Here is a 24,922-nt window from a genome sequence, read left to right as displayed (position 1 = left end):
ATGTATGAACCTTTGCATGATACACGAGAACCGAATCGCGTCACCGCTTCTCACTTTGTGCTTGTTGCATGGCGCGTTCCGTTGCGGGACGCGTACGGATGCGTTCATGCCAGTTATTGACCGCCGGGTAGTTGTCGAGGTCGATGCGCTGACGCTGATGGGCGTGGATCCACGGCCAGCAGGCAATGTCGGCAATGCTGTAGTGATCGCCTCCCAGCCAGGGGGACGTTTCCAGACGTTTATTCATCACGTTGTACAGGCGCTGGGTTTCAACCTGGTATCTTTCAATGGCGTAGGGAATCGTTTGTGGGGCGTAGTGGCTAAAATGATGATTCTGACCCAGCATGGGTCCGAGGCCGCTGACCTGCCAGAACAACCACTGCAGCGTAGTGTGGCGTTCACGTAACTCACCGCTCAGCAGCTTACCGCTCTTTTCTGCCAGATAGAGTAAAATTTCTCCGGACTCAAACAGGCTGATGGGCTTTCCGCCGTCTACCGGGGCACTGTCGATAATGGCCGGGATTTTATTGTTTGGTGAGATTTGCAGAAAATCAGGGTGAAACTGGCTACCTTTGCTGATATCGACATGAATCAGACGGTATTGCAGCTGCGCCTCTTCAAGAAACAGCGTGATTTTGTGACCGTTTGGCGATGGAGTGTAATAGAGATCGATCATTTTCAGCGTCCGTTTTGTCATGAACCGGGTCATAACAAGTATAGAGCCTGTTGGCGTGCGTGAGTTTTCATCAAGTGACAGTGAGAGAAAGACTCTATATTTTGAAGGCAAGCCAATACATTTCAGAGGACATTATGAGCAAATCTGCAATTACGCTGTGGTCAGATGCCAATTTTTTCTCCCCTTACGTGCTGTCTGTTTATGTCGCTCTGCAAGAGAAAGGACTGCCTTTTACGCTGAAAACCGTTGATCTCAACAGCGGCGAACACTTGCAACCTTCATGGCAAGGGTATGCGTTAACGCGGCGCGTGCCGGTGCTTGAAATCGACGGTTTCGAGCTGAGCGAATCATCAGCGATTACTGAGTTCCTGGAAGAGAGTTTTGCGCCGCCGCAGTGGGAGCGAATCTACCCACACGATGTGCAAAAGCGCGCGCGGGCGCGCCAGGTTCAGGCGTGGATCCGCAGCGATCTGATGCCTATCCGTGAAGAACGCTCAACGGACGTAGTTTTTGCTGGCGTGAAGAAAGGTCCGTTAAGCGAAGCGGGAAAAGTCAGTGCGGAGAAATTGTTCGCCACTGCGAGCCATTTATTGAGCCACGGGAAGCAGAATTTATTTGGCGAATGGTGTATTGCCGACTGCGATTTAGCGCTAATGCTGAATCGTCTGGTCCTTAACGGCGATGAGGTTCCCGAAGCGCTTGCAGAATATGCCGCCTTCCAGTGGCAGCGCGCTTCAGTCCAGCGTTTTATCGCGCTTTCAGCGAAGCGTTCCTGCTGAAAAACGGGGCGTAATCCAGTATCATTACAAGGTACTTTTCAACGAGGAGTGAGTGATGAAACTGATGTTCGCATCGGACATTCATGGTTCGTTGCCAGCCACGGAACGCGTACTTGAACGGTTTGCCGCAAGCGGTGCGCAATGGCTGGTGATATTGGGTGATGTTTTAAACCACGGACCGCGTAATGCGCTCCCGGAAGGCTATGCGCCTGCGCAGGTTGCTGAGCGGTTGAATGCCCTCGCTGCGCGCATTATCGCGGTGCGTGGCAATTGTGACAGCGAAGTGGATCAGATGCTCCTGCATTTTCCGATGACCGCGCCGTGGCAGCAAATTCTGACAGAAAACCAGCGACTCTTTTTGACGCACGGGCATCTTTTTGGTCCGCAAAATATGCCGGCACTCAACGTTGGAGATGTGCTGGTTTATGGGCATACACATTTGCCCGTCGCTGAGCGTCAAGGGGATGTTTACCACTTCAATCCCGGCTCGGTAAGCATCCCGAAAGGGGGCTTTGCGGCAAGTTACGGGATTCTGGATGATAATGTTCTCAGCGTAATGGCACTCAATGATCAAAGTGTTATTGCACAGGTCGAGATTAATCCGTAATTTACCCCACAAACATAAACGCGCCGTAAGAGCGCAAGAAAAAAGAAGGTTTCCTGATGGTGGAACAGCGTCGTTTGGCAAGTACGGAATGGGTGGATATTGTGAATGAAGACAACGAAGTCATTGCACAATCCAGCCGGGAACAAATGCGGGCGCAACGCTTACGCCATCGTGCAACGTATATCGTCGTGCATGATGGTATGGGCAAAATTCTGGTTCAGCGTCGTACTGAGACAAAAGATTTTTTGCCCGGCATGCTGGATGCCACCGCTGGCGGTGTTGTGCAGGCTGACGAGCAACTACTGGACTCAGCGCGCCGTGAAGCGGAAGAGGAACTGGGGATTGCGGGCGTGCCGTTTGCCGAGCATGGGCAGTTTTATTTTGAAGACCAGAACTGTCGCGTATGGGGTGGGCTGTTTAGCTGTGTTTCCCACGGACCGTTTGCGCTTCAGGAAGAAGAGGTTAGTGAAGTTTGCTGGCTGACGCCGGAAGAAATTACCGCGCGCTGCGACGAATTTACGCCGGACTCACTGAAAGCCCTGGCGCTGTGGATGACCCGCAACGCTAAGAATGAAGGGGCGAAAGCCGAAAAGCAGGAAGAGGCTGAGTAAAATCTGCTCATCCGGCCTACAGCGTCGAGAAATCGTGTAGGCCGGGCAATCGTTTTTTAATGGTAACCCATTATCTGCGCGCCAATTACCACCACGCTGGACATAATAAACAGCAGTCCCAACAGCGTGGCGCCTACCTTCAGCCAGTTACGAAAATCCACCCGACACACGCCTAACGTTGCCATCAGCGATGCAGACGTAGGATAGATAATATGACTGAATCCGTCGCCAAACTGGAAGGCCAGTACGGTGACCTGACGGTTTACGCCAACCAGATCGCCTAAGGGTGCTAATAACGGCATGGTCAATGCAGCCTGACCAGAGCCGGAAGTAACGAAGAAATTAAACACCGCCTGGAACAGCAGCATAAACCACGCCGCGATGGCGTTATCCAGCCCGCTGATGCCGTTGGCAATGCTGTGCAGCAGCGTGTTCAACACGCTGGCTTCACCCGCCTCTCCATTACCGACCAGCAGTAATATGCCTTTGGCAAAACCGACCAGCAGGGCAGGGGCAATCATCATTCGCGCGCCTTCAGTGAATGAGGAGGCCATGATGTTGACCGTCATGCCGTTGAGACGAAAGACCACGCCGATGATGCCAATTACCAGGCCCATGGTGAAGAACTGACTGGCGATCTCAGGAATAAACCACGCGTTGACGATCACGCCCCAGACAACCCAAATCATTACCGCGGTCAGCACCAGCAGCACCAGCCAGTCGCCCAGCGTGAAGCGTCGTTCCACAACGTCGTCCTGCTGTTCGCGAAAGAAACGGTCGGATTCATGTACCCGGGACAAAAGCGGATTCTTTTTGATGCGCGCCGCATAGGCCAGCGTGAAGGTCAGACCTATCAGGGTCGCAACCACCCACACAATGATACGCAGACCGGAACCAGAGAGCACCGGCACGCCCGCAATCCCCTGCGCGACGACCACGCAGAACGGGTTCATCCATGAGCTGGCGAATCCAATTTGAGTCGCAATATAGGTGACCAGAACGGTGGTGATACTGTCGTAACCTAACCGTACCATTAACGGTGCGATAATAATGGCAAAGGCGACTGCCTCTTCCCCCATGCCAAACACCGCGCCGCCTAATGAGAAGAGAACAAACAGCACCGGGATAAACAGGACTTCGTTTCCTCGCGTATGGCGGATGAGCGCCAGGATGCCGTTATCGATGGTTCCGGTACGCATAACGATGCCGAATGCGCCGCCAATCACCAGCATAAACATAATAATGCCGACAGCAGTGCCGAATTTAGAGCCGGAGGTTAACCCTTCAAACGGAAAATTCATCAGTCCCGGGCGCTCATCACCGGTGGTGAAAAACTGCACCCGGTGATACTGCTCTTCGCCCGCGTCGTTGGTCAGAATTCGAAAAGAGTGGGGGTCGACCACCTTACGGGTTTTGGTTTGTCCATCAACCTGATACTGCACTTCCTGACTGTCGAACATCCCGACGGGAACAACCCATGTCGCCAGACTGGTTAAAATGGCAACGAAAAAAATAATCACCAACGTATCGGGCATCGCCCATTTTTTAGCTGGCTGTGTTTCTGTTACTGCTGACATGAAAGACTATCCCTGTTGCAATGCAAAAGAGGATAAGTATGCAAACAGGAGAATAGTTATTCATTGATGCAGCGCATCCTGGCAAATGTTTCAGAATATGCCAACGGGAAAAACAGGTATAAAAAAACCGGAAATATAAGCTATTTCCGGTTTAATAAGCAGAAGTGTTGCCGGATAAGACATCCGGCAGACTTGACAGATTACTGCTGCTGTTGGGAAGACTGGATCGCGGTCAGAGCGATGGTGTAGACGATGTCGTCAACCAGCGCGCCACGAGACAGGTCATTCACAGGCTTGCGCATACCCTGCAGCATTGGCCCGATGGAGATCAGGTCGGCAGAACGCTGTACCGCTTTGTAGGTGGTGTTACCGGTGTTCAGATCCGGGAAGATGAACACGGTAGCGCGACCTGCAACCGGTGAGTTCGGCGCTTTGGATTTTGCTACGTCAGCCATAACGGCGGCGTCATACTGCAGCGGACCGTCGATCATCAGGTCAGGACGTTTTTCCTGCGCCAGACGCGTGGCTTCACGAACTTTTTCTACGTCGCTACCTGCACCAGAAGTACCGGTGGAGTAGGAGAGCATTGCTACGCGCGGTTCGATACCGAAGGCAATGGCGGATTCAGCGGACTGAATCGCGATTTCTGCCAGTTGCTCTGCAGTCGGATCCGGGTTGATCGCGCAGTCTCCGTATACGTAAACCTGATCCGGCAGCAGCATGAAGAACACGGAAGACACCAGGGAACTACCCGGTGCAGTTTTGATCAGCTGCAGCGGCGGACGGATGGTGTTCGCGGTGGTATGAACTGCACCAGAAACCAGACCGTCAACGTCGTCCTGTTCCAGCATCAGGGTACCGAGAACCACGTTGTCTTCCAGCTGTTCGCGGGCAACGGTTTCGGTCATACCTTTGTTTTTACGCAGTTCGACCAGGCGAGCAACGTAGCTTTCGCGAACTACATCTGGATCAACGATTTCTACGCCAGCGCCCAGCTCAACGCCCTGAGAGGCCGCAACGCGGGTGATCTCATCCGGGTTGCCCAGCAGTACGCAGGTTGCGATACCGCGTTCAGCACAGATAGCCGCCGCTTTAACGGTACGCGGCTCGTCACCTTCCGGCAGAACAACGCGCTTGCCGGCTTTACGTGCCAGCTCGGTCAGCTGATAACGGAACGCTGGCGGAGACAGACGACGGCTGCGCTCAGAGGTCGCGGTCAGGGATTCAATCCAGTCAGCGTTGATGTAGTTAGCAACGTATTCCTGAACTTTCTCAATACGTTCGTGATCGTCAACCGGAACTTCCAGGTTGAAGCTCTGCAGGCTCAGAGAGGTCTGCCAGGTGTTGGTGTTCACCATGAATACCGGCAGGCCGGTTTCAAATGCACGTTCGCACAGTTTAGTGATACGCGCGTCCATTTCGTAGCCGCCAGTCAGCAGCAGGGCACCGATTTCCACGCCGTTCATGGCTGCCAGGCATGCTGCAACCAGCACGTCAGGACGATCGGCGGAAGTCACCAGCAGAGAACCTGCTCGGAAGTGCTCCAGCATGTGCGGAATGCTGCGTGCGCAGAAAGTCACAGACTTCACGCGACGGGTATTGATATCACCTTCGTTAACGATAGTGGCGTTCAGATGACGCGCCATATCGATTGCACGCGTTGCGATCAGATCGAAGCTCCATGGCACCGCGCCCAGAACCGGCAGCGGGCTGGATTCTTGCAGTTTAGCCGGATCAACTTTGATCACTTTTGCTTTGGAAGAGTCGTCGAAAATCTCGGACAGATCCGGGCGAGTACGGCCCTGCTCATCAACCGGTGCGTTCAGTTTGTTAACGATTACGCCGGTGATGTTGGTGTTTTTCACACCGCCGAAGCTGCTGCGAGTCAGTTCAATACGCTCGTTCAGCTGTTCCGGGGTATCGGTACCCTGAGACATTACGAAGACGATTTCTGCGTTCAGCGTTTTCGCGATTTCGTAGTTCAGAGACTGCGCGAACTGATGTTTACGAGTTGGGACCAGGCCTTCAACCAGTACAACTTCAGCGTCTTTAGTGTTCGCGTGGTAGTTCGCGATGATCTCTTCCATCAGCACATCTTTCTGATTGCTGGACAACAGAGATTCAACGTGGCTCATCTTCAGCGGCTCAGCGGCTGGCAGAGAAGAGTTAGCACGGACGATGCTGGTAGTCTGGTCTGGCGCATCGCCACCGGCACGCGGTTGAGAGATCGGCTTGAAGACGCTCAGACGAACGCCTTTGCGTTCCATTGCGCGGATCACGCCAAGGCTGACGCTGGTCAGACCGACGCTGGTTCCGGTAGGGATCAGCATAATAATACGGGACACGGTTTATCCTCTTTCGTTACCGTCGATGTAGACGGGTTACAAAACAGCACCGCCAGCTAGGCTGGCGGTGTGAAATCAGGCAGTCAGACGGCTCGCGTCTTGCGCGATAACCAGTTCTTCGTTGGTTGGGATAACCACCGCAGGACGGGTACCTTCTTTGTTGATGAAACCAGATTTGCCGAAACGTGCGGCCAGGTTACGTTCGTGGTCAACTTCAAAGCCCAGAACGCCCAGTTTGCCCAGAGACAGTTCACGAACCATCGCTGCGTTTTCACCGATACCACCGGTGAAGACAACTGCATCCAGACGACCATCCATCAGCGCAGTGTAAGAACCGATGTATTTCGCCAGACGGTGACAGTAAACGTCCATTGCACGTTTAGCGTCTTCTTTAGTCGCGTAGTTATCTTCAACATAACGGCAGTCGCTGGTGACTTCGGTCAGACCCAGCAGGCCGGACTCTTTGGTCAGCATTTTGTTGATCTGGTCAACGCTCATGCCCAGGGTGTCGTGCAGGTGGAAGATGATCGCCGGGTCGATGTCACCGGAACGCGTACCCATCACCAGACCTTCCAGCGGGGTCAGACCCATGGAGGTATCAACACATTTACCGTTACGGATAGCAGAAACAGAACCGCCGTTGCCCAAGTGGCAAGTGATGATGTTGAGCTCATCAACCGGTTTGTTCAGAATTTTTGCCGCTTCCTGAGTTACGAAGAAGTGGCTGGTACCGTGCGCGCCGTAACGACGAACACCGTGTTCTTTGTACAGGCTGTATGGCAGAGCATAGAGGTAAGACTCTTCCGGCATGGTCTGATGGAACGCGGTGTCGAACACAGCCACGTTTTTGTCTTTCAGATTCGGGAAGGATTTCAGCGCTTCTGCGATACCGATCAGGTGTGCAGGGTTATGCAGCGGTGCAAAAGAGGCTGCGTCTTTGATACCCTGAATAACAGAATCGTCGATAACCACAGAGCCGGTGTATTTCTCGCCGCCGTGAACAACACGGTGACCAATCGCAGTCAGCTGAGCAGACAGTTCTGGTTTTTGTGCCAGAATAGTATTAACGATAAAATTCAGCGCTTCACTGTGAGCGGCGCCTGCACCTAAAGCCGCTTCTTGTTTACCGCCGTCCATTTTCCACTTGATACGTGCTTCTGGGAGATGGAAACATTCGGCTAAACCAGAGAGGTATTCTTCACCGTTTACTGCATCGATGATGGCAAATTTCAGTGAGGAGCTACCGCAGTTCAGAACCAGTACTAACTTACTCGACATGGAAGTACCTATTTATGATACGTGGCTAAAAAAACGTCAGGAAGTCATAGAGCGTAGCGCATGATGACACCGACGTTTATGATTAACATCATGCGCCATAGTCTTTTTGGGCACGATGGAATAAATACCTTTGAGTCTATGTCATTTTGCGTATTTTTCAGCCAATGGCATACTATGTGTCAATTTGACGACTCAATGATTTTGGACTAAAGGCCTTACAGGCCGGCACAGGATACCTGAATGTGGGTATTAAAGACAAAATGTTTTGAACGATGTCCTTTGTAGTTGTTGTTTTGCACAAATTTTTTAATTTTTATATGTGAAGTTGAGGTAACCGCCATGTCGACACCGGATAATCGTTCCGTCAATTTTTTTAGCTTGTTTCGCCGGGGGCAGCACTATGCGAAGACGTGGCCAATGGAAAAGCGCCTCGCGCCAGTGTTTGTAGAGAACCGCGTGATCCGCATGACGCGTTACGCGATCCGTTTTATGCCGCCTATCGCCGTCTTCACCTTATGCTGGCAAATTGCGTTAGGGGGGCAGTTGGGACCGGCCGTGGCGACTGCGCTGTTTGCGCTCAGCCTGCCGATGCAGGGCATGTGGTGGCTGGGTAAACGTTCTGTAACGCCGCTGCCGCCTTCAATACTCAACTGGTTCTACGAAGTTCGGGGTAAATTGCAAGAAGCCGGGCAGGCGCTCACTCCGGTAGAAGGAAAGCCTGATTATCAGGCGCTGGCTGACACGCTTAAGCGCGCCTTCAAACAACTGGATAAAACTTTCCTTGATGATTTGTAATTGACCCCTGATTACGCATATAAAAGAAGGCACAAGATGCCTTCTTTTTTTTCATCGCAGTAGTAGTGATACAGGAGTCCCAAATGGAAATGACCAACGCTCAACGTCTGATTTTGTCTAATCAGTACAAAATGATGACTATGCTCGATCCCACTAACGCCGAGCGTTATCGTCGTTTGCAGACGATTATTGAACGCGGTTACGGCTTGCAGATGCGCGAGCTGGATCGTGAGTTTGGTGAGCTGACGGAAGAAACCTGTCGTACGATTATCGATATTATGGAGATGTATCACGCATTACATGTGTCCTGGACTAATCTTAAGGACGCGCAGGCTATTGATGAGCGTCGCGTGACCTTCCTTGGCTTTGACGCCGCAACGGAAGCCCGTTACCTCGGGTACGTACGTTTTATGGTTAATGTAGAAGGTCGTTATACCCACTTTGATGCGGGTACGCATGGCTTCAACGCCCAGACCCCGATGTGGGAAAAATATCAGCGTATGCTGAATGTCTGGCACTCTTGCCCGCGCCAGTATCACCTGAGTGCGAATGAAATTAACCAAATCATTAATGCCTGAGGGGGCGAGCGTGCAGTGCAAAGGTTTTCTGTTTGATCTGGATGGAACGCTGGTCGATTCCTTACCCGCAGTAGAACGCGCGTGGTGCAACTGGGCCGATCGTTTTGGCCTCGATCACGCCGAGGTGCTCGGCTTTATTCATGGCAAGCAGGCCATTACCTCCCTGCGACACTTTATGGTGGGCAAATCTGAGGCTGAGATCGCCGCGGAATTCACCCGCCTGGAGCAGATCGAAGCGACGGAAACCGCGGGGATCACAGCGCTGCCGGGAGCGGTTGATTTACTCAACCACCTCAATAAAGCGGGTATTCCATGGGCGATTGTGACCTCCGGATCCATGCCGGTCGCACGAGCGCGTCATCGTGTCGCGGGGCTGCCTGCTCCTGAAGTGTTTGTCACCGCCGAGCGTGTAAAAAGAGGCAAGCCCGAGCCTGACGCCTATCTGTTAGGCGCCCAGCTTCTGGGTCTTGCGCCACAGGAATGCGCGGTGGTGGAAGATGCGCCCGCTGGGGTGCTTTCAGGACTGGCGGCAGGGTGTCATGTGATAGCGGTCAACGCGCCTGTGGACACGCCGCGTCTGGATGAGGTCGATTTTTCGCTGACCAGTCTGGAACATATTTCTGTGACCAAACAGCCTAACGGAAATGTGGTCGTGGTAAGAAATACCTGAACATGATTTAGCCCCAGATTGTTGGGGCTTTTTTATGGCAGAATCGATCCATCCCTCTCATTTAACAAGGATATGTTGTGAACGGTGAATTGATATGGGTTCTCTCATTGCTGGCGATTGCCGTCGTCTTGTTTGTTACTGGCAGAGTGCGTATGGACGCGGTCGCTTTGCTGGTCATCATTGCCTTTGTTCTGAGCGGAACATTGAGCATCACAGAAGCCTTTTCCGGATTCAGCGATCCTAACGTTATTTTGATAGCGGCATTATTCATTATCGGCGACGGCCTGGTGCGTACCGGGGTGGCGACGGTAATGGGTGCCTGGCTGGTGAAGGTGGCTGGCAGCAGTGAAGTCAAAATGCTGGTGTTGCTGATGATTACCGTTGCCGGGCTCGGGGCGTTTATGAGTTCGACCGGCGTGGTCGCCATCTTTATCCCGGTGGTCTTAAGCGTTTCCATGCGCATGGAAATTTCCCCTTCACGCCTGATGATGCCGCTGAGCTTTGCCGGATTGATAAGCGGCATGATGACGCTGGTGGCGACGCCGCCTAACCTGGTCGTCAACAGTGAACTGTTACGTGAAGGACTCAACGGGTTCAGCTTTTTTAGCGTTACCCCGCTGGGGCTGGTGGTTCTGGTACTCGGCATAATTTATATGCTGCTGATGCGCTTTATGCTCAAGGGAGAAGATTCCAGGCAGCCGGGAGACGGCTGGAAACGCCGGACCTTTCGCGATCTGATTAAAGAATATCGTCTGACCGGGCGCGCGCGTCGGCTGGCGATTCGTCCCGGTTCTCCTATGATTGGCCAGCGTCTGGATGATCTGAAGCTGCGTGAGCGCTACGGGGCAAACGTGATTGGCGTGGAACGCTGGCGTCGCTTTCGTCGCGTAATAGTCGACGTTAACGGGGTTTCTGAGTTTCGCGCCCGTGATGTATTGCTGATTGATATGTCCGCGGCCGATGTCGACCTGCGTGAATTTTGCAGTGAACAGTTTCTGGAACCAATGGTACTGCGCGGCGAATACTTCTCCGAGCAGGCGCTTGATGTGGGGATGGCCGAGATCTCTCTGATCCCTGAATCGGAATTGATCGGCAAAACGGTACGGGAAATCGCTTTTCGTACCCGCTACGGGCTGAATGTCGTTGGGCTGAAGCGCGATGGCGCGGCTCTGGCTGGAGCGGTGGTGGATGAGCCATTGCTGATGGGCGATATCATATTAGTGGTGGGCAACTGGAAGCTCATCACACTGTTGGGACAAAAAGGGCGTGATTTTGTCGTGCTGAATATGCCCGAGGAAGTCAGTGAAGCTTCTCCGGCGCACAGCCAGGCACCGCATGCGATTTTCTGTCTGGTGCTGATGGTTGCTCTGATGCTCACTGATGAAATTCCCAATACGGTGGCTGCGATCATCGCTTGTCTACTGATGGGGAAATTTCGCTGTATTGATGCCGAAAGTGCCTATAAAGCGATTCACTGGCCAAGCATTATTTTGATTGTCGGGATGATGCCCTTCGCGCTGGCTTTACAAAAAACCGGCGGTGTCGACTTGGTGGTGAAAGGGCTGATGGATGTCGGTGGCGGGTATGGCCCGTATATGATGTTGGGCTGCCTGTTCGTGCTGTGTGCGACTATCGGGTTATTTATCTCCAACACCGCGACGGCGGTGCTGATGGCGCCAATCGCGCTGGCGGCTGCAAAGTCGATGGGCGTTTCACCGTATCCTTTTGCGATGGGGATTGCGATGGCGGCATCCGCAGCCTTTATGACACCGGTCTCTTCGCCGGTAAACACTCTGGTGCTCGGACCTGGCAACTACAGCTTTAGCGATTTCGTGAAGATTGGCGTACCGTTTACCATCATTGTGATGGCGGTGTGCGTGGTGATGATCCCGATGCTGTTTCCGTTTTGATGTTGTTGGCGGATGGCGACGGGGATATCTTCGCCGCCACCGGGTCATGCGTTTATAGCGGAGAATCCTGGCTGATTTCATCTAATGAGAGGTGAAAACTCGGGACAAACACGTCCATAAAGTAGTCCATCTCTTCGCTGCGTCGCGACTCGAGCGTTTTTTCCAGACGCGTCTTGGCAAGCAGAAATTCGTTGTTACCGGCAGAGAGTTCCTCCAGACACTTCAGATACGCGCACAGGGCATCGGCCTGTTTAACAATCGATCTCTCTTCTTCACTTAAGGCATGTTCATCAATGAGCGGCGCAAAAATATCGCGCAGTTCATCAGGTACCATATCGACCAGCTTTTGCTGGGCAATTTTCTCTATCGCTTTATATTCCTGCGCAATCTGCGAGTTGAAATATTTCACCGGGGTAGGGAGATCACCGGTCAGCACTTCTGACGCATCGTGATACATCGCCAACAGAGCAATACGCTCAGCATTAACCTGACCACCAAATTTGCGGTTTTTGATCGCGGCCAGCGCATGGGCAACCATGGCAACCTGCAGACTGTGTTCAGACACGTTTTCGGTGCGCACGTTGCGCATCAGCGGCCAGCGATTAATGAGCTTCAGACGGGAGAGGTGGGCAAAAAAATGGCTCTGCTTCATAACGACCCTTATATGATGGCAACCTAAGAGTCATTTTGCGCAGAGAAGGCTGTCAGATGCAAATACTCGTCATTCATCCGACAGCCTTTGTTTAATTACAACTGGTGATACCCTGACAGGAAACGCTCAAATTTACTCAGCGACATTTCAATATCATCAATACGCGGCAGCGTGACGATGCGGAAATGATCCGGCCACGGCCAGTTGAACGCTGTTCCCTGAACCAGCAGTACTTTTTCCTGCAGCAGGAAGTCGAGTACCATCTTCTGGTCGTCATGAATGTTGAAGCGTTTAGCATCAATTTTCGGGAACATATACAGCGCGCCGCGCGGTTTTACGCAGGAGACACCAGGAATGTCATTGAGCAGTTCCCAGGCGCGGTTGCGTTGTTCATACAGACGCCCACCAGGCATGATAAATTCGCTGATGCTCTGGTATCCGCCCAGCGCGGTCTGAATGGCATGTTGCGCCGGAACGTTGGCACACAGGCGCATAGAGGCCAGCATCTCAAGACCTTCAATATATCCTTTAGCATGTTTCTTCGGCCCGTTCAGCACCATCCAGCCCTGACGGAAACCGGCAACGCGATAGGTTTTTGACAGGCCATTGAAGGTGATGGTCAGCAGATCCGGCGCCATTGCAGCGATGGAGTGGTGTTCAGCATCGTCGTAGAGAATTTTGTCGTAAATCTCATCTGCAAAGATGATGAGGTTGTTCTGGCGAGCAATCTCAACAATCTCCATCAGCAGCTCTTTAGAGTAAACAGCGCCGGTTGGGTTGTTTGGGTTGATGATGACGATCCCACGCGTACGCGGCGTAATTTTGGCGCGGATATCATCCAGGTCCGGGAACCAGTCTGATGATTCGTCACACAGGTAGTGCACGGCATTACCGCCGGAGAGCGATACTGCCGCCGTCCACAGCGGATAATCAGGAGCAGGAACCAGCATTTCGTCCCCACTGTTCAGCAACGCCTGCATAGCCTGCACAATTAATTCAGAAACGCCGTTGCCGATATAAATATCTTCCACGGTTACGTCGCGCATACCACGGGCCTGGTAATGCTGCATAATCGCTTTCCGGGCGGAATAAAGGCCTTTGGAGTCGCAATATCCTTGCGCTGTTGGCAAATTGCGGATCACATCCACCAGTATTTCATCTGGCGCTTCAAACCCGAATGGCGCCGGGTTGCCGATGTTCAGTTTCAGAACCTTATTGCCTTCTTCTTCCAGGCGCTTTGCTTCCTTCAGAACCGGGCCGCGAATGTCATAACAGACGTTTTCTAATTTGCTGGATTTTTCAATGGGGGACATGAACGTTGACCTTTTTAGCTGTGAATGCCACTCCCTGCCATGGAAGTCAGCCCAGCACAATGTACTCCCACGGCGGTGAGTTTTGAAGGGTCTTTAGTAGAAGATTTTGAAAAGCTATGAAGTGATAATTAACTGCTAACAACTAAATAATGTAAATATTATGAGATAATAATCTATCTAGATGTGTTTTGTTGGTAGTATGTTTTGTTTTATTGGTTTGGTTGTGGTGAATTGTTTGGTCAAAAAAAGTTAAGCCTGTAAAGCGAAATGTCACGGGCGTCTAAGCTGGATGAGGTAATTCGAAAATACTGAGGTTTTAACTACGGGGCCTGTTATCGGCCTGATCCGTACGTGATACGGTGTGAATTCATTGTTAAGCATAATTAATGAATTGAAGAGTTCTTAATTAATTATTATTTAATATTTAAACGACATTAAATTGGATGGGCCAATAATAGCAAAACCGCTGCTCTGACATAACACCTGGTAGCCTGGAATTATTCACGATAACACTTATAAATATAGTGGTTTTAGGTTAAGATAAGTCTCATGAAATGGTAAGTAGTCTGAATTTTAAGATAATTCAAATGTTTGTTGGTTGTTCCTAACACACTGAAAAGTTAGTTTTTAATGTGTAAATTATTGTTCGTTAACTTTTTTTTAAATTTACAAAATTTACATGTTTTCCCTAAGTCAGAATCATCCAGCAGCTAAAAATTCGGCTCTTTCTCGTTGCTATATTCCGATGAATATCACGGGAATTAAAATAGCCAGGAAAGAGAATTGTTTCGTTTGTTAAACCAAATACATCCTTATTTTCACTTGGTTACACTAAGCGAAACTGCGAGGGAGGCACATTACAAATGGAGTTGTTTGATTCCAAATGCACAGCATTAACCCGGTATGACCCGCGAGTAAGTGAAAAACTATGATAAATGCAAATCGTCCGATAATTAACCTCGACCTCGATCTGCTGAGAACCTTCGTTGCTGTTGCCGACCTGAATACCTTTGCGGCTGCGGCAGCTGCGGTATGTCGAACTCAGTCTGCGGTGAGTCAGCAAATGCAGCGTCTTGAGCAACTCGTGGGGAAAGAGTTGTTCGCGCGCCATGGACGCAACAAACTACTGACCGAACATGGTATACAACTGTTGGGTTACGCCAGAAAAATACTGCGCTTTAATGATGAGGCATGCTCATCATTAATGTTTAATAATCTTCAGGGAGTGTTAACTATCGGTGCTTCTGATGAATCAGCCGATACCATACTGCCTTTCCTGCTCAACCGGATAAGTTCGGTTTATCCGAAGCTTGCGCTGGATGTGAGGGTCAAGCGTAACGCCTACATGGTGGATATGCTGAAGTCGCAAGAAGTGGACTTGGTTGTGACTACCAACCGTCCTGGCGATTTTGAATGTCTGAATCTGCGTACCTCGCCAACGCATTGGTACTGTGCTGCCGAATATATTCTGCAAAAAGGTGAGCCGGTACCGTTGGTTCTGCTGGACGATCCGAGCCCGTTTCGCGATATCGTGCTGGCGACATTAAATGCTGCTCAGATCCCGTGGCGTCTGGCTTATGTTGCTTCAACATTACCTGCGGTTCGCGCGGCGGTAAAAGCAGGGCTCGGCGTCACTGCGCGGCCTGTTGAAATGATGAGTCCGGATTTACGCGTACTGGGCGCCGCCGACGGATTACCGCCATTGCCTGATACTGAGTATTTGTTGTGCTGCGATCCGTCCACGCAAAATGAGTTGGCAGAAGTTATCTTTAAGTCGATGCAAACGTATCAAAATCCTTGGCAATACAATCAGTTTACCCCGGAAGGGGGAGATGACTCGCTGATTGTTGAAGGCGACTTTGAGTAATCCGTCACAAAAAATCGTTTTAAAATGTTAGTGTAAAAAAGAGCCTCTGGTGATGAAAAAACATCCAGCGGCTCTTTTTTTATGTAAATATTGCCGCTTTATGTCATTTGCTATACTAAAACTTAACAAAATCAGAAGGTAAAAAAACGGCCTGACACCTGGCTGAAAAATAAGCAGCAGCGTTACTAATTGTTTCCATGTTAAAAAACTAGAGAAATTGTTGCTGTTTTTTATGGTGAATTAACAAAAGCGTGTCACAGATCAAGAAAATACTCCCATTTAGGGGGAGGCATCTGGGTGAATTCCTGTCAAAATAGGTGAGTATTATCTTTTTTACTTCACTACGGACACGATTCAACAACATTAAAAATGACCGATGATGCGATCGAAATTGGTCTAAATAGCACTTTATGTTAATGAAGTTGGAGCGGTGTAAAATAATGTGAGGAAACTTTTGTTAAAGTTGACAAAAGGTTATAGAAAGGAGTAAAAAACCCCATCAATTAGCTGTATAAAATGGTTTTTCACAGTGATTGTAAGGTTTTTTTTATTCCTCCCCATGAATCGATGTGGCGTTCATCTGCCGAAAAGAGCAGAGAATTTGGCGCTACTTTTGATGAGTAAGCAATGAGTATGTCAACATCCACTGAAACATCGCTCATCACTGGGCATTCGCTATCTTTCTTATTGTTGCCATTGGCCTGTGCTGCCTGATGCTCGTCGGCGGCTGGTTTTTAGGTGGTCGCGCGCGCGCGAGATCTAAAAACGTGCCGTTTGAATCAGGTATCGACTCGGTCGGCACCGCCCGCTTGCGCCTGTCTGCCAAGTTTTATCTGGTAGCCATGTTCTTCGTTATCTTCGACGTTGAAGCGCTGTATCTGTTCGCATGGTCAACTTCTATCCGTGAAAGCGGCTGGATTGGCTTTGTGGAAGCTGCAATTTTTATTTTTGTGTTACTGGCAGGTCTGGTTTATCTGGTGCGTATTGGCGCGCTGGACTGGACGCCCGCGCGTTCACGCCGCGAGCGTATGAACCCGGAAACGAACAGTATCGCTAATCGTCAACGCTAACCGCGAGGCATTAAGATGGATTATACGCTCACCCGCATAGATCCTAACGGTGAGAACGACCGTTACCCCCTGCAAAAACAGGAGATCGTAACCGACCCCCTGGAGCAAGAAGTTAACAAAAACGTGTTCATGGGCAAGCTGCATGACATGGTTAACTGGGGCCGTAAAAACTCAATTTGGCCATATAACTTTGGCCTTTCCTGCTGCTACGTTGAGATGGTGACCTCGTTTACCGCCGTGCACGATGTGGCCCGTTTTGGTGCGGAAGTACTGCGTGCATCGCCGCGTCAGGCTGACCTGATGGTCGTAGCCGGAACCTGCTTTACCAAAATGGCGCCGGTTATTCAGCGCCTCTACGATCAGATGCTGGAACCGAAATGGGTTATTTCCATGGGCGCATGCGCCAACTCCGGCGGTATGTACGACATCTATTCTGTGGTGCAGGGCGTTGATAAATTTATTCCGGTCGATGTGTACATCCCGGGATGCCCGCCGCGTCCGGAAGCGTATATGCAGGCTCTGATGCTGCTGCAAGATTCCATTGGCAAAGAACGCCGTCCGCTCTCCTGGGTGGTTGGCGATCAGGGCGTTTATCGCGCCAATATGCAGTCAGAACGCGAGCGTAAACGCGGCGAACGTATTGCTGTAACGAATCTTCGTACACCAGACGAGATTTAATTTGCGCCTGTCGGCAGCAGCACTTCCTTCGCTTATCACTACATAAATAGCGCGAAGCACTGCCGACCACCACGGACCATTTGCAATGGTGAACAATATGACCGACTTAACCGCGCAAGACGCTGTATGGCAAACACGGGATCACCTTGATGACCCGGTCATTGGCGAACTACGCAACCGTTTTGGGCCGGATGCCTTTACCGTTCAGGCGACTCGCACCGGGGTACCTGTTGTTTGGGTCAAGCGTGAACAATTACTGGAAGTTGGCGATTTCTTAAAGAGACTGCCGAAACCTTACGTCATGCTGTTTGACTTACACGGCATGGACGAACGTCTGCGTACGCACCGCGAAGGGTTACCTGCCGCGGATTTTTCCGTTTTCTATCACCTGATCTCCATTGAACGCAATCGCGATATCATGCTCAAGGTGGCATTGTCTGAAAACGACCTGCGCGTACCGACGTTCACCAAACTGTTCCCGAACGCCAACTGGTATGAGCGTGAAACCTGGGAAATGTTTGGCATCGACATCGAAGGTCACCCGCACCTGACGCGTCTGCTGATGCCGCATACCTGGGAAGGTCATCCGCTGCGTAAAGACTACCCGGCGCGTGCGACCGAATTCGATCCGTTTGAGCTGACCAAAGCCAAACAGGATCTGGAAATGGAATCACTGACCTTCAAACCAGAAGAATGGGGTATGAAGCGTAGTTCCGAAAACGAGGACTTCATGTTCCTCAACCTCGGTCCTAACCACCCGTCTTCTCACGGTGCGTTCCGTATTGTGCTGCAGCTTGATGGCGAAGAAATCGTCGACTGCGTGCCTGACATCGGCTACCACCACCGTGGCGCTGAAAAGATGGGTGAACGTCAGTCCTGGCACAGCTACATTCCGTACACCGACCGTATCGAGTACCTCGGCGGCTGCGTTAACGAAATGCCTTACGTACTGGCCGTTGAGAAACTGGCTGGCATCACCACGCCGGATCGCGTCAACGTGATTCGCGTTATGTTGTCTGAACTGTTCCGTATCAACAGCCACCTGCTGTACATCTCCACGTTCATCCAGGACGTCGGCGCGATGACGCCGGTCTTCTTCGCCTTTACCGACCGTCAGAAAATCTATGACGTAGTGGAAGCGATCACCGGTTTCCGTATGCACCCGGCCTGGTTCCGTATTGGCGGTGTGGCACACGATCTGCCGCGCGGTTGGGACAAACTGCTGCGTGACTTCCTCGACTGGATGCCAAAACGTCTGGATTCCTACGAGAAAGCCGCACTGCGTAACACCATCCTGAAAGGCCGTTCGCAGGGCGTTGCCGCTTACGGTAAGAAAGAAGCGCTGGACTGGGGTTGTACCGGTGCTGCGCTGCGTGCGACCGGTATTGATTTTGACGTGCGTAAAGCGCGTCCATACTCTGGCTACGAAAACTTTGACTTTGAAGTCCCGGTTGGCGGCGGCGTGTCCGACTGCTATACCCGCGTGATGCTGAAAGTTGAAGAGCTGCGCCAGAGTCTGCGCATCCTTGAGCAGTGCCTCAACAACATGCCGGAAGGCCCGTTCAAAGCGGATCACCCGCTGACTACGCCGCCGCCGAAAGAGCGCACGTTGCAACATATCGAAACCCTGATCACCCACTTCCTGCAAGTTTCGTGGGGACCGGTTATGCCGGCAAACGAGTCCTTCCAGATGGTGGAAGCGACCAAGGGTATTAACAGTTACTACCTGACCAGCGATGGCAGCACCATGAGTTACCGTACCCGTATCCGTACCCCGAGCTATGCGCACCTGCAGCAGATCCCGGTAGCGGTACGTGGCAGCCTGGTGTCCGACCTTATCGTCCACCTGGGTAGTATCGATTTTGTTATGTCAGATGTGGACCGCTAATTATGCACGAGAATCAACAACCACAAACCGAGGCTTTTGAGCTGAGTGCGGCTGAGCGTGAAGCGATTGAGCACGAGAAGCACCACTACGAAGACCCGCGTGCGGCGTCCATTGAAGCGCTGAAAATCGTTCAGAAACAGCGTGGCTGGGTGCCGGATGGGGCGATCTATGCGATCGCTGATGTGCTGGGGATCCCGGCAAGCGACGTAGAAGGTGTTGCCACGTTCTATAGCCAGATCTTCCGCCAGCCGGTAGGTCGCCACGTGATCCGCTATTGCGACAGCGTGGTGTGCCATATCAACGGCTATCAGGGGATCCAGGCTGCGCTTGAGAAAAAACTCAACATCAAGCCGGGGCAGACGACCTTTGACGGTCGTTTTACGCTGCTCCCGACCTGTTGCCTGGGGAACTGCGATAAAGGGCCGAACATGATGATCGATGAGGATACTCATGCTCACCTGACCCCGGAAGGCATTCCCGAACTGCTGGAGCGGTATAAATGAAAGACATTATCCGTACTCCCGAAACGCATCCGCTGACCTGGCGTCTGCGTGATGACAAACAGCCGGTCTGGCTGGACGAATACCGTAGCAAGAACGGCTACGAAGGTGCACGTAAGGCCCTGACCGGGCTGTCACCGGACGAAATCGTTAATCAGGTAAAAGACGCTGGCCTGAAAGGGCGCGGCGGTGCGGGCTTTTCCACCGGTCTGAAGTGGAGCCTGATGCCGAAAGACGAATCCATGAACATCCGTTACCTGCTGTGTAACGCCGATGAAATGGAGCCGGGTACCTATAAAGACCGTCTGCTGATGGAACAACTGCCGCACCTGCTGGTGGAAGGCATGCTGATCTCCGCGTTTGCGCTGAAAGCGTACCGTGGTTACATCTTCCTGCGTGGTGAATATATCGAAGCGGCTGTGCATCTGCGTCGCGCGATTGCCGAAGCAACCGAAGCCGGCTTGCTTGGCAAAAACATCATGGGCACCGGTTTCGACTTCGAACTGTTTGTCCACACCGGGGCAGGGCGCTATATCTGCGGTGAAGAGACGGCGCTGATTAACTCCCTTGAAGGTCGTCGTGCTAACCCACGTTCCAAGCCGCCGTTCCCGGCAAGCTCTGGCGCTTGGGGTAAGCCGACCTGCGTTAACAACGTCGAAACCCTGTGTAACGTACCAGCTATCCTCGCGAACGGCGTGGAGTGGTACCAGAACATTTCGCAGAGCAAAGATGCGGGCACCAAGCTGATGGGCTTCTCCGGTCGCGTGAAGAACCCTGGCCTGTGGGAACTGCCTTTCGGTACTACCGCGCGCGAGATCCTCGAAGATTACGCGGGCGGCATGCGCGATGGCCTGAAATTCAAAGCCTGGCAGCCGGGCGGCGCGGGTACTGATTTCCTGACTGAAGCGCACCTTGATCTGCCGATGGAATTCGAAAGCATTGGTAAAGCCGGTAGCCGTTTGGGCACCGCGCTGGCAATGGCCGTCGATCACGAGATTGGCATGGTTCCTCTGGTGCGCAACCTGGAAGAGTTCTTTGCCCGCGAGTCCTGCGGCTGGTGTACGCCGTGCCGTGACGGTCTGCCGTGGAGTGTGAAAATTCTGCGCGCGCTGGAGCGTGGCGAAGGCCAGCCAGGGGATATCGAGACGCTTGAGCAACTGTGTCGTTTCCTCGGCCCGGGTAAAACCTTCTGTGCACACGCACCGGGTGCGGTGGAGCCGCTGCAGAGCGCCATTAAATATTTCCGCGAAGAATTCGAAGCTGGCATCAAGCAGTCCTTCAGCAATACCCATCAGATTGGTGGTATTCAGCCGAACCTGCTGAAAGAGCGCTGGTAATAGCAGGGTAACCCTGAATCGCGATCAGAAATTCGATTAACGCTCGGTTTTAGACCGAGCCAACTGGAAGCATGCTGACTATGGCTACGATTCATGTAGACGGCAAAGAATATGAGGTCAACGGAGCGGACAACCTGCTGGAAGCTTGTCTGTCTCTCGGCCTTGATATTCCGTACTTTTGCTGGCACCCGGCGCTGGGAAGCGTCGGTGCTTGCCGCCAGTGTGCGGTGAAGCAATATCAAAACGCGGAAGACACGCGTGGTCGCCTGGTGATGTCTTGTATGACACCGGCCACCGAAGGCACCTTTATTTCAATTGATGACGAAGAAGCGAAGCAGTTTCGCGAAAGCGTAGTGGAGTGGTTGATGACTAACCACCCGCACGACTGTCCGGTCTGTGAAGAGGGCGGTAACTGCCACCTTCAGGATATGACCGTCATGACCGGTCATAGCTTCCGTCGCTACCGCTTCACGAAGCGTACTCACCGCAACCAGGACCTGGGGCCGTTCATCTCTCACGAAATGAACCGCTGCATCGCCTGCTATCGCTGCGTACGTTACTACAAAGATTACGCCGATGGCGCGGATCTGGGCGTCTATGGCGCACATGACAACGTCTACTTTGGTCGTCCGGAAGACGGTACGCTCGAAAGCGAATTCTCCGGTAACCTGGTGGAAATTTGCCCGACCGGCGTCTTCACCGATAAAACGCACTCCGAGCGTTATAACCGTAAATGGGACATGCAGTTTGCGCCGAGCATCTGCCAGCAGTGTTCTATTGGTTGTAACATCAGCCCGGGCGAGCGCTACGGTGAACTGCGTCGTATCGAAAACCGCTACAACGGTACCGTTAACCACTACTTCCTCTGCGACCGTGGTCGTTTTGGCTATGGTTACGTGAACCTGAAAGACCGTCCGCGTCAGCCGGTACAGCGTCGTGGCGATGACCTGATCACGCTGAACGCCGAACAGGCGATGCAGGGCGCGGCAGATATTCTGCGTCAGTCGAAGAAAGTGATTGGTATCGGCTCACCGCGTGCCAGCGTTGAAAGTAACTTCGCGCTGCGTGAACTGGTCGGTGCGGATAACTTCTATACCGGTATTGCCCAGGGCGAGCAGGAACGTCTGCAACTGGCTCTGAGCGTGCTGCGTGACGGCGGTATTCATACCCCGGCACTGCGCGAAATCGAGTCATACGATGCGGTTCTGGTCCTGGGCGAAGATGTCACCCAAACCGGCGCGCGCGTTGCGCTGGCAGTGCGTCAGGCGGTGAAAGGTAAAGCGCGTGAAATGGCGGCGGCGCAGAAAGTGGCCGACTGGCAGATTGCGGCAATCCTCAATATTGGCCAGCGCGCCAAGCACCCGCTGTTCGTTACCAACGTCGATAACACCCGTCTGGATGATATCGCGGCATGGACCTACCGTGCGCCGGTTGAAGATCAGGCGCGTTTAGGTTTCGCGATCGCTCATGCGCTGGATAACAACGCACCGGCGGTTGACGGTATCGACCGTGACCTGCAGAACAAAATTGACGTCATCGTTCAGGCTCTGGCCGGGGCGAAGAAACCACTGATTATTTCCGGTACCAACGCCGGTAGCGCCGACGTGATTCAGGCTGCTGCCAACGTTGCGAAGGCGCTGAAAGGCCGTGGCGCAGACGTCGGAATCACCATGATTGCTCGCTCTGTTAACAGCATGGGGCTGGGTATGATTGGCGGTGGTTCCCTCGACGACGCGCTGACCGAACTGGAAACCGGTCGTGCTGACGCCGTTGTGGTGTTGGAAAATGACCTGCATCGCCATGCTTCAGCAACGCGTGTGAACGCCGCGCTGGCGAAAGCGCCGCTGGTACTGGTTGTTGACCATCAGCGCACGGCTATTATGGAAAACGCCCATCTGGTGCTTTCCGCCGCTAGCTTCGCCGAAAGCGATGGTACGGTAATTAACAACGAAGGTCGCGCCCAGCGTTTCTTCCAGGTCTATGACCCATCCTACTACGACAGCAACACCGTAATGCTGGAAAGCTGGCGCTGGCTGCACTCGCTGCACAGTACCGTGCAGAGTCGTGAAGTGGACTGGACGCAGCTCGACCATGTTATCGACGCGGTCGTTGAGAAGTTACCGCAGTTGGCGGGTATTAAAGATGCCGCGCCGGATGCAAGCTTCCGTATCCGTGGACAGAAACTGGCACGTGAACCGCACCGCTACAGTGGTCGTACCGCAATGCGCGCCAACATCAGCGTTCACGAACCACGCCAGCCGCAGGACAAAGACACCATGTTCGCTTTCTCTATGGAAGGGAACAACCAGCCGTCTGCGCCGCGTTCGCAAATTCCGTTTGCCTGGGCTCCGGGCTGGAACTCCCCACAGGCGTGGAACAAGTTCCAGGATGAAGTGGGCGGTAAACTGCGTCATGGCGATCCGGGCGTGCGTCTGATCGAAGCTTCTGCAGATGGTCTGGATTACTTCACAACCGTTCCGGCGAGCTTCCAGGCTCAGGATGGTCAGTGGCGTGTCGCGCCTTACTATCATCTGTTTGGTAGTGACGAAATGTCCCAGCGTGCGCCTGTCTTCCAGACCCGTATGCCGCAGCCGTACATCAAACTCAACCCGGCTGATGCCGCGAAGTTGGGTGTTAATGCCGGTACGCGCGTATCTTTTAGCTACGATGGCAACACGGTTACGCTGCCGGTTGAAATCGCTGAAGGATTAACGGCAGGGCAGGTTGGTTTGCCAATGGGTATGCCTGGCATCGCGCCGGTTCTGGCTGGTGCACGTCTTGAGGATCTGCAGGAGGCACAACAATGAGTTGGATTACACCCGATCTGATTGAGATCCTGCTGAGCGTTCTCAAAGCGGTCGTGATTCTGCTGGTGGTGGTCACCTGCGGGGCATTCATGAGCTTTGGCGAACGTCGTCTGCTCGGTCTGTTCCAGAACCGTTACGGACCGAACCGTGTTGGCTGGGGCGGTTCGCTCCAGCTGGTTGCGGACATGATCAAGATGTTCTTTAAAGAAGACTGGATCCCGAAATTCTCGGATCGCGTCATCTTTACCCTGGCACCGATGATCGCCTTCACCTCGCTGCTGCTGGCTTTCGCCATCGTGCCGGTGAGTCCGAACTGGGTGGTTGCTGACCTGAACATCGGGATCCTGTTCTTCCTGATGATGGCAGGCCTCGCGGTATACGCGGTGCTGTTCGCAGGCTGGTCCAGTAACAACAAATACTCGCTGCTCGGTGCGATGCGCGCGTCTGCGCAGACGCTGAGCTACGAAGTATTCCTCGGACTTTCCCTGATGGGCGTGGTGGCGCAGGCCGGTTCATTTAACATGACCGACATCGTCAACAACCAGGCTGATATCTGGAACGTTATTCCGCAGTTCTTTGGTTTTGTCACCTTTGCCATCGCGGGCGTGGCGGTGTGTCACCGTCACCCGTTTGACCAGCCAGAAGCCGAGCAGGAACTGGCCGACGGTTACCACATTGAATACTCCGGTATGAAATTCGGTCTGTTCTTCGTGGGTGAGTACATCGGCATCGTCACCATTTCTGCACTGATGGTTACCCTGTTCTTCGGTGGCTGGCATGGTCCGTTCTTACCGCCATTCGTCTGGTTCGCGCTGAAAACCGCGTTCTTCATGATGATGTTCATTTTGATTCGTGCGTCGTTACCGCGTCCTCGTTATGACCAGGTAATGTCCTTCGGCTGGAAAGTCTGTCTGCCGCTGACGCTCGTCAACTTGCTGGTAACGGCGGCTGTCATTCTCTGGCAGGCGCAATAAGGGACACAAA

General features: G+C 52.6%; 20 protein-coding genes and 1 pseudogene. 15 read left to right on the top strand and 6 right to left on the bottom strand.

The annotated features are described in order from the left end of the window. Positions 1 to 40 precede the first annotated feature (40 nt). A complete protein-coding gene (gene yfcG, locus B9P82_RS06070) occupies positions 41 to 676 on the bottom strand; it encodes a GSH-dependent disulfide bond oxidoreductase (RefSeq protein ID WP_016153848.1) in 636 nt (211 codons plus the stop codon). A gap of 134 nt (positions 677 to 810) precedes the next feature. On the opposite strand from yfcG, the gene yfcF reads away from it, so the two are divergent. From yfcF to yfcD, 3 genes are read left to right on the top strand one after another with little or no spacing between them, the layout of a single operon-like run. Further along, positions 811 to 1,455 (top strand): glutathione transferase, encoded by a 645-nt coding sequence (gene yfcF, locus B9P82_RS06065; RefSeq protein WP_016153847.1) that lies wholly within the window; start codon positions 811 to 813, stop codon positions 1,453 to 1,455. 55 nt (positions 1,456 to 1,510) lie between these two features. After that, positions 1,511 to 2,062 carry a phosphodiesterase gene (yfcE, locus tag B9P82_RS06060; RefSeq protein WP_016153846.1) on the top strand — a complete coding sequence of 184 codons (552 nt, stop codon included), beginning with the start codon at positions 1,511 to 1,513 and terminating at the stop codon, positions 2,060 to 2,062. A 56-nt stretch (positions 2,063 to 2,118) separates the two neighbouring features. Continuing rightward, positions 2,119 to 2,673 carry an NUDIX hydrolase YfcD gene (gene yfcD, locus B9P82_RS06055; RefSeq protein WP_006683645.1) on the top strand — a complete coding sequence of 185 codons (555 nt, stop codon included), beginning with the start codon at positions 2,119 to 2,121 and terminating at the stop codon, positions 2,671 to 2,673. Between the two features lie 56 nt (positions 2,674 to 2,729). Here the strand turns inward: yfcD and yfcC are convergent, their stop codons facing one another. The 3 genes from yfcC to ackA form a co-directional block, all read right to left on the bottom strand. After that, entirely contained in the window at positions 2,730 to 4,250 is a 1,521-nt protein-coding gene (gene yfcC, locus B9P82_RS06050; RefSeq protein WP_016157044.1) for a putative basic amino acid antiporter YfcC, read from the bottom strand. 200 nt (positions 4,251 to 4,450) lie between these two features. Then, complete coding sequence (gene pta / locus B9P82_RS06045) at positions 4,451 to 6,595, bottom strand: phosphate acetyltransferase (protein WP_101700094.1); 2,145 nt, start codon at positions 6,593 to 6,595, stop codon at positions 4,451 to 4,453. A gap of 75 nt (positions 6,596 to 6,670) precedes the next feature. Beyond that, on the bottom strand, positions 6,671 to 7,873 hold the full coding sequence (gene ackA, locus B9P82_RS06040) for an acetate kinase (RefSeq protein ID WP_016153843.1): 1,203 nt from the start codon (positions 7,871 to 7,873) through the stop codon (positions 6,671 to 6,673). Between the two features lie 339 nt (positions 7,874 to 8,212). Between ackA and yfbV the strand changes: the two genes are divergently transcribed. The 4 genes from yfbV to B9P82_RS06020 all read left to right on the top strand — a co-directional run bounded on the left by yfbV (position 8,213) and on the right by B9P82_RS06020 (position 11,826). Continuing rightward, entirely contained in the window at positions 8,213 to 8,668 is a 456-nt protein-coding gene (gene yfbV, locus B9P82_RS06035; RefSeq protein ID WP_016153842.1) for a terminus macrodomain insulation protein YfbV, read from the top strand. An 83-nt stretch (positions 8,669 to 8,751) separates the two neighbouring features. Then, positions 8,752 to 9,246, top strand: a complete 495-nt coding sequence (locus B9P82_RS06030) for a YfbU family protein (RefSeq protein WP_016153841.1) — start codon at positions 8,752 to 8,754, stop codon at positions 9,244 to 9,246. Continuing rightward, on the top strand, positions 9,239 to 9,916 hold the full coding sequence (locus B9P82_RS06025) for a sugar phosphatase (protein ID WP_085951065.1): 678 nt from the start codon (positions 9,239 to 9,241) through the stop codon (positions 9,914 to 9,916). The genes B9P82_RS06030 and B9P82_RS06025 overlap by 8 nt, the downstream gene beginning before the upstream one ends. Positions 9,917 to 9,993: 77 nt before the next feature. Further along, positions 9,994 to 11,826, top strand: a complete 1,833-nt coding sequence (locus tag B9P82_RS06020; RefSeq protein WP_016153839.1) for an SLC13 family permease — start codon at positions 9,994 to 9,996, stop codon at positions 11,824 to 11,826. 52 nt (positions 11,827 to 11,878) lie between these two features. Here the strand turns inward: B9P82_RS06020 and yfbR are convergent, their stop codons facing one another. Further along, on the bottom strand, positions 11,879 to 12,478 hold the full coding sequence (gene yfbR, locus B9P82_RS06015) for a 5'-deoxynucleotidase (RefSeq protein ID WP_003028083.1): 600 nt from the start codon (positions 12,476 to 12,478) through the stop codon (positions 11,879 to 11,881). A 95-nt stretch (positions 12,479 to 12,573) separates the two neighbouring features. Beyond that, the gene (gene alaA, locus B9P82_RS06010) at positions 12,574 to 13,791 is read right to left on the bottom strand and encodes an alanine transaminase AlaA (protein ID WP_005129483.1); all 1,218 of its coding nucleotides are present in this window, start codon (positions 13,789 to 13,791) and stop codon (positions 12,574 to 12,576) included. 928 nt (positions 13,792 to 14,719) lie between these two features. Between alaA and lrhA the strand changes: the two genes are divergently transcribed. The 8 genes and pseudogenes from lrhA to nuoH all read left to right on the top strand — a co-directional run bounded on the left by lrhA (position 14,720) and on the right by nuoH (position 24,912). Then, a complete protein-coding gene (gene lrhA, locus B9P82_RS06005) occupies positions 14,720 to 15,658 on the top strand; it encodes a transcriptional regulator LrhA (RefSeq protein WP_016153838.1) in 939 nt (312 codons plus the stop codon). A 627-nt stretch (positions 15,659 to 16,285) separates the two neighbouring features. Then, positions 16,286 to 16,728, top strand: a pseudogene (gene nuoA / locus B9P82_RS06000) (NADH-quinone oxidoreductase subunit NuoA). Between the two features lie 15 nt (positions 16,729 to 16,743). Further along, a complete protein-coding gene (gene nuoB, locus B9P82_RS05995) occupies positions 16,744 to 17,406 on the top strand; it encodes an NADH-quinone oxidoreductase subunit NuoB (RefSeq protein WP_003028075.1) in 663 nt (220 codons plus the stop codon). Positions 17,407 to 17,491: 85 nt separating this feature from the next. After that, on the top strand, positions 17,492 to 19,294 hold the full coding sequence (gene nuoC / locus B9P82_RS05990; protein WP_016153837.1) for an NADH-quinone oxidoreductase subunit C/D: 1,803 nt from the start codon (positions 17,492 to 17,494) through the stop codon (positions 19,292 to 19,294). A 2-nt stretch (positions 19,295 to 19,296) separates the two neighbouring features. Next, entirely contained in the window at positions 19,297 to 19,797 is a 501-nt protein-coding gene (gene nuoE, locus B9P82_RS05985) for an NADH-quinone oxidoreductase subunit NuoE (RefSeq protein WP_003028069.1), read from the top strand. Continuing rightward, on the top strand, positions 19,794 to 21,131 hold the full coding sequence (gene nuoF, locus B9P82_RS05980) for an NADH-quinone oxidoreductase subunit NuoF (protein WP_016153836.1): 1,338 nt from the start codon (positions 19,794 to 19,796) through the stop codon (positions 21,129 to 21,131). Before nuoE ends, nuoF begins: the two co-directional genes overlap by 4 nt. 80 nt (positions 21,132 to 21,211) lie before the next feature. Beyond that, the gene (gene nuoG / locus B9P82_RS05975) at positions 21,212 to 23,938 is read left to right on the top strand and encodes an NADH-quinone oxidoreductase subunit NuoG (protein WP_032931989.1); all 2,727 of its coding nucleotides are present in this window, start codon (positions 21,212 to 21,214) and stop codon (positions 23,936 to 23,938) included. After that, on the top strand, positions 23,935 to 24,912 hold the full coding sequence (nuoH, locus tag B9P82_RS05970; RefSeq protein WP_016153834.1) for an NADH-quinone oxidoreductase subunit NuoH: 978 nt from the start codon (positions 23,935 to 23,937) through the stop codon (positions 24,910 to 24,912). Before nuoG ends, nuoH begins: the two co-directional genes overlap by 4 nt. Positions 24,913 to 24,922 lie beyond the last annotated feature (10 nt).

It is taken from the genome of Citrobacter sp. L55 (assembly GCF_002850715.1).
Classification (GTDB): domain Bacteria; phylum Pseudomonadota; class Gammaproteobacteria; order Enterobacterales; family Enterobacteriaceae; genus Citrobacter; species Citrobacter braakii.
Note: the sequence above shows the minus strand (reverse complement) of the source record. Positions and strands in the feature narration are given on the sequence as shown.

Bases quoted from the DNA above. Each gene is read 5' to 3' on its own strand.
- yfcG (WP_016153848.1), bottom strand. From the start codon at position 676: ATGATCGATCTCTATTACACTCCATCGCCAAACGGTCACAAAATCACG.
- yfcF (WP_016153847.1), top strand. From the start codon at position 811: ATGAGCAAATCTGCAATTACGCTGTGGTCAGATGCCAATTTTTTCTCC.
- yfcE (WP_016153846.1), top strand. From the start codon at position 1,511: ATGAAACTGATGTTCGCATCGGACATTCATGGTTCGTTGCCAGCCACG.
- yfcD (WP_006683645.1), top strand. From the start codon at position 2,119: ATGGTGGAACAGCGTCGTTTGGCAAGTACGGAATGGGTGGATATTGTG.
- yfcC (WP_016157044.1), bottom strand. From the start codon at position 4,250: ATGTCAGCAGTAACAGAAACACAGCCAGCTAAAAAATGGGCGATGCCC.
- ackA (WP_016153843.1), bottom strand. From the start codon at position 7,873: ATGTCGAGTAAGTTAGTACTGGTTCTGAACTGCGGTAGCTCCTCACTG.
- yfbV (WP_016153842.1), top strand. From the start codon at position 8,213: ATGTCGACACCGGATAATCGTTCCGTCAATTTTTTTAGCTTGTTTCGC.
- B9P82_RS06030 (WP_016153841.1), top strand. From the start codon at position 8,752: ATGGAAATGACCAACGCTCAACGTCTGATTTTGTCTAATCAGTACAAA.
- B9P82_RS06025 (WP_085951065.1), top strand. From the start codon at position 9,239: ATGCCTGAGGGGGCGAGCGTGCAGTGCAAAGGTTTTCTGTTTGATCTG.
- yfbR (WP_003028083.1), bottom strand. From the start codon at position 12,478: ATGAAGCAGAGCCATTTTTTTGCCCACCTCTCCCGTCTGAAGCTCATT.
- alaA (WP_005129483.1), bottom strand. From the start codon at position 13,791: ATGTCCCCCATTGAAAAATCCAGCAAATTAGAAAACGTCTGTTATGAC.
- lrhA (WP_016153838.1), top strand. From the start codon at position 14,720: ATGATAAATGCAAATCGTCCGATAATTAACCTCGACCTCGATCTGCTG.
- nuoB (WP_003028075.1), top strand. From the start codon at position 16,744: ATGGATTATACGCTCACCCGCATAGATCCTAACGGTGAGAACGACCGT.
- nuoC (WP_016153837.1), top strand. From the start codon at position 17,492: ATGGTGAACAATATGACCGACTTAACCGCGCAAGACGCTGTATGGCAA.
- nuoE (WP_003028069.1), top strand. From the start codon at position 19,297: ATGCACGAGAATCAACAACCACAAACCGAGGCTTTTGAGCTGAGTGCG.
- nuoF (WP_016153836.1), top strand. From the start codon at position 19,794: ATGAAAGACATTATCCGTACTCCCGAAACGCATCCGCTGACCTGGCGT.
- nuoG (WP_032931989.1), top strand. From the start codon at position 21,212: ATGGCTACGATTCATGTAGACGGCAAAGAATATGAGGTCAACGGAGCG.
- nuoH (WP_016153834.1), top strand. From the start codon at position 23,935: ATGAGTTGGATTACACCCGATCTGATTGAGATCCTGCTGAGCGTTCTC.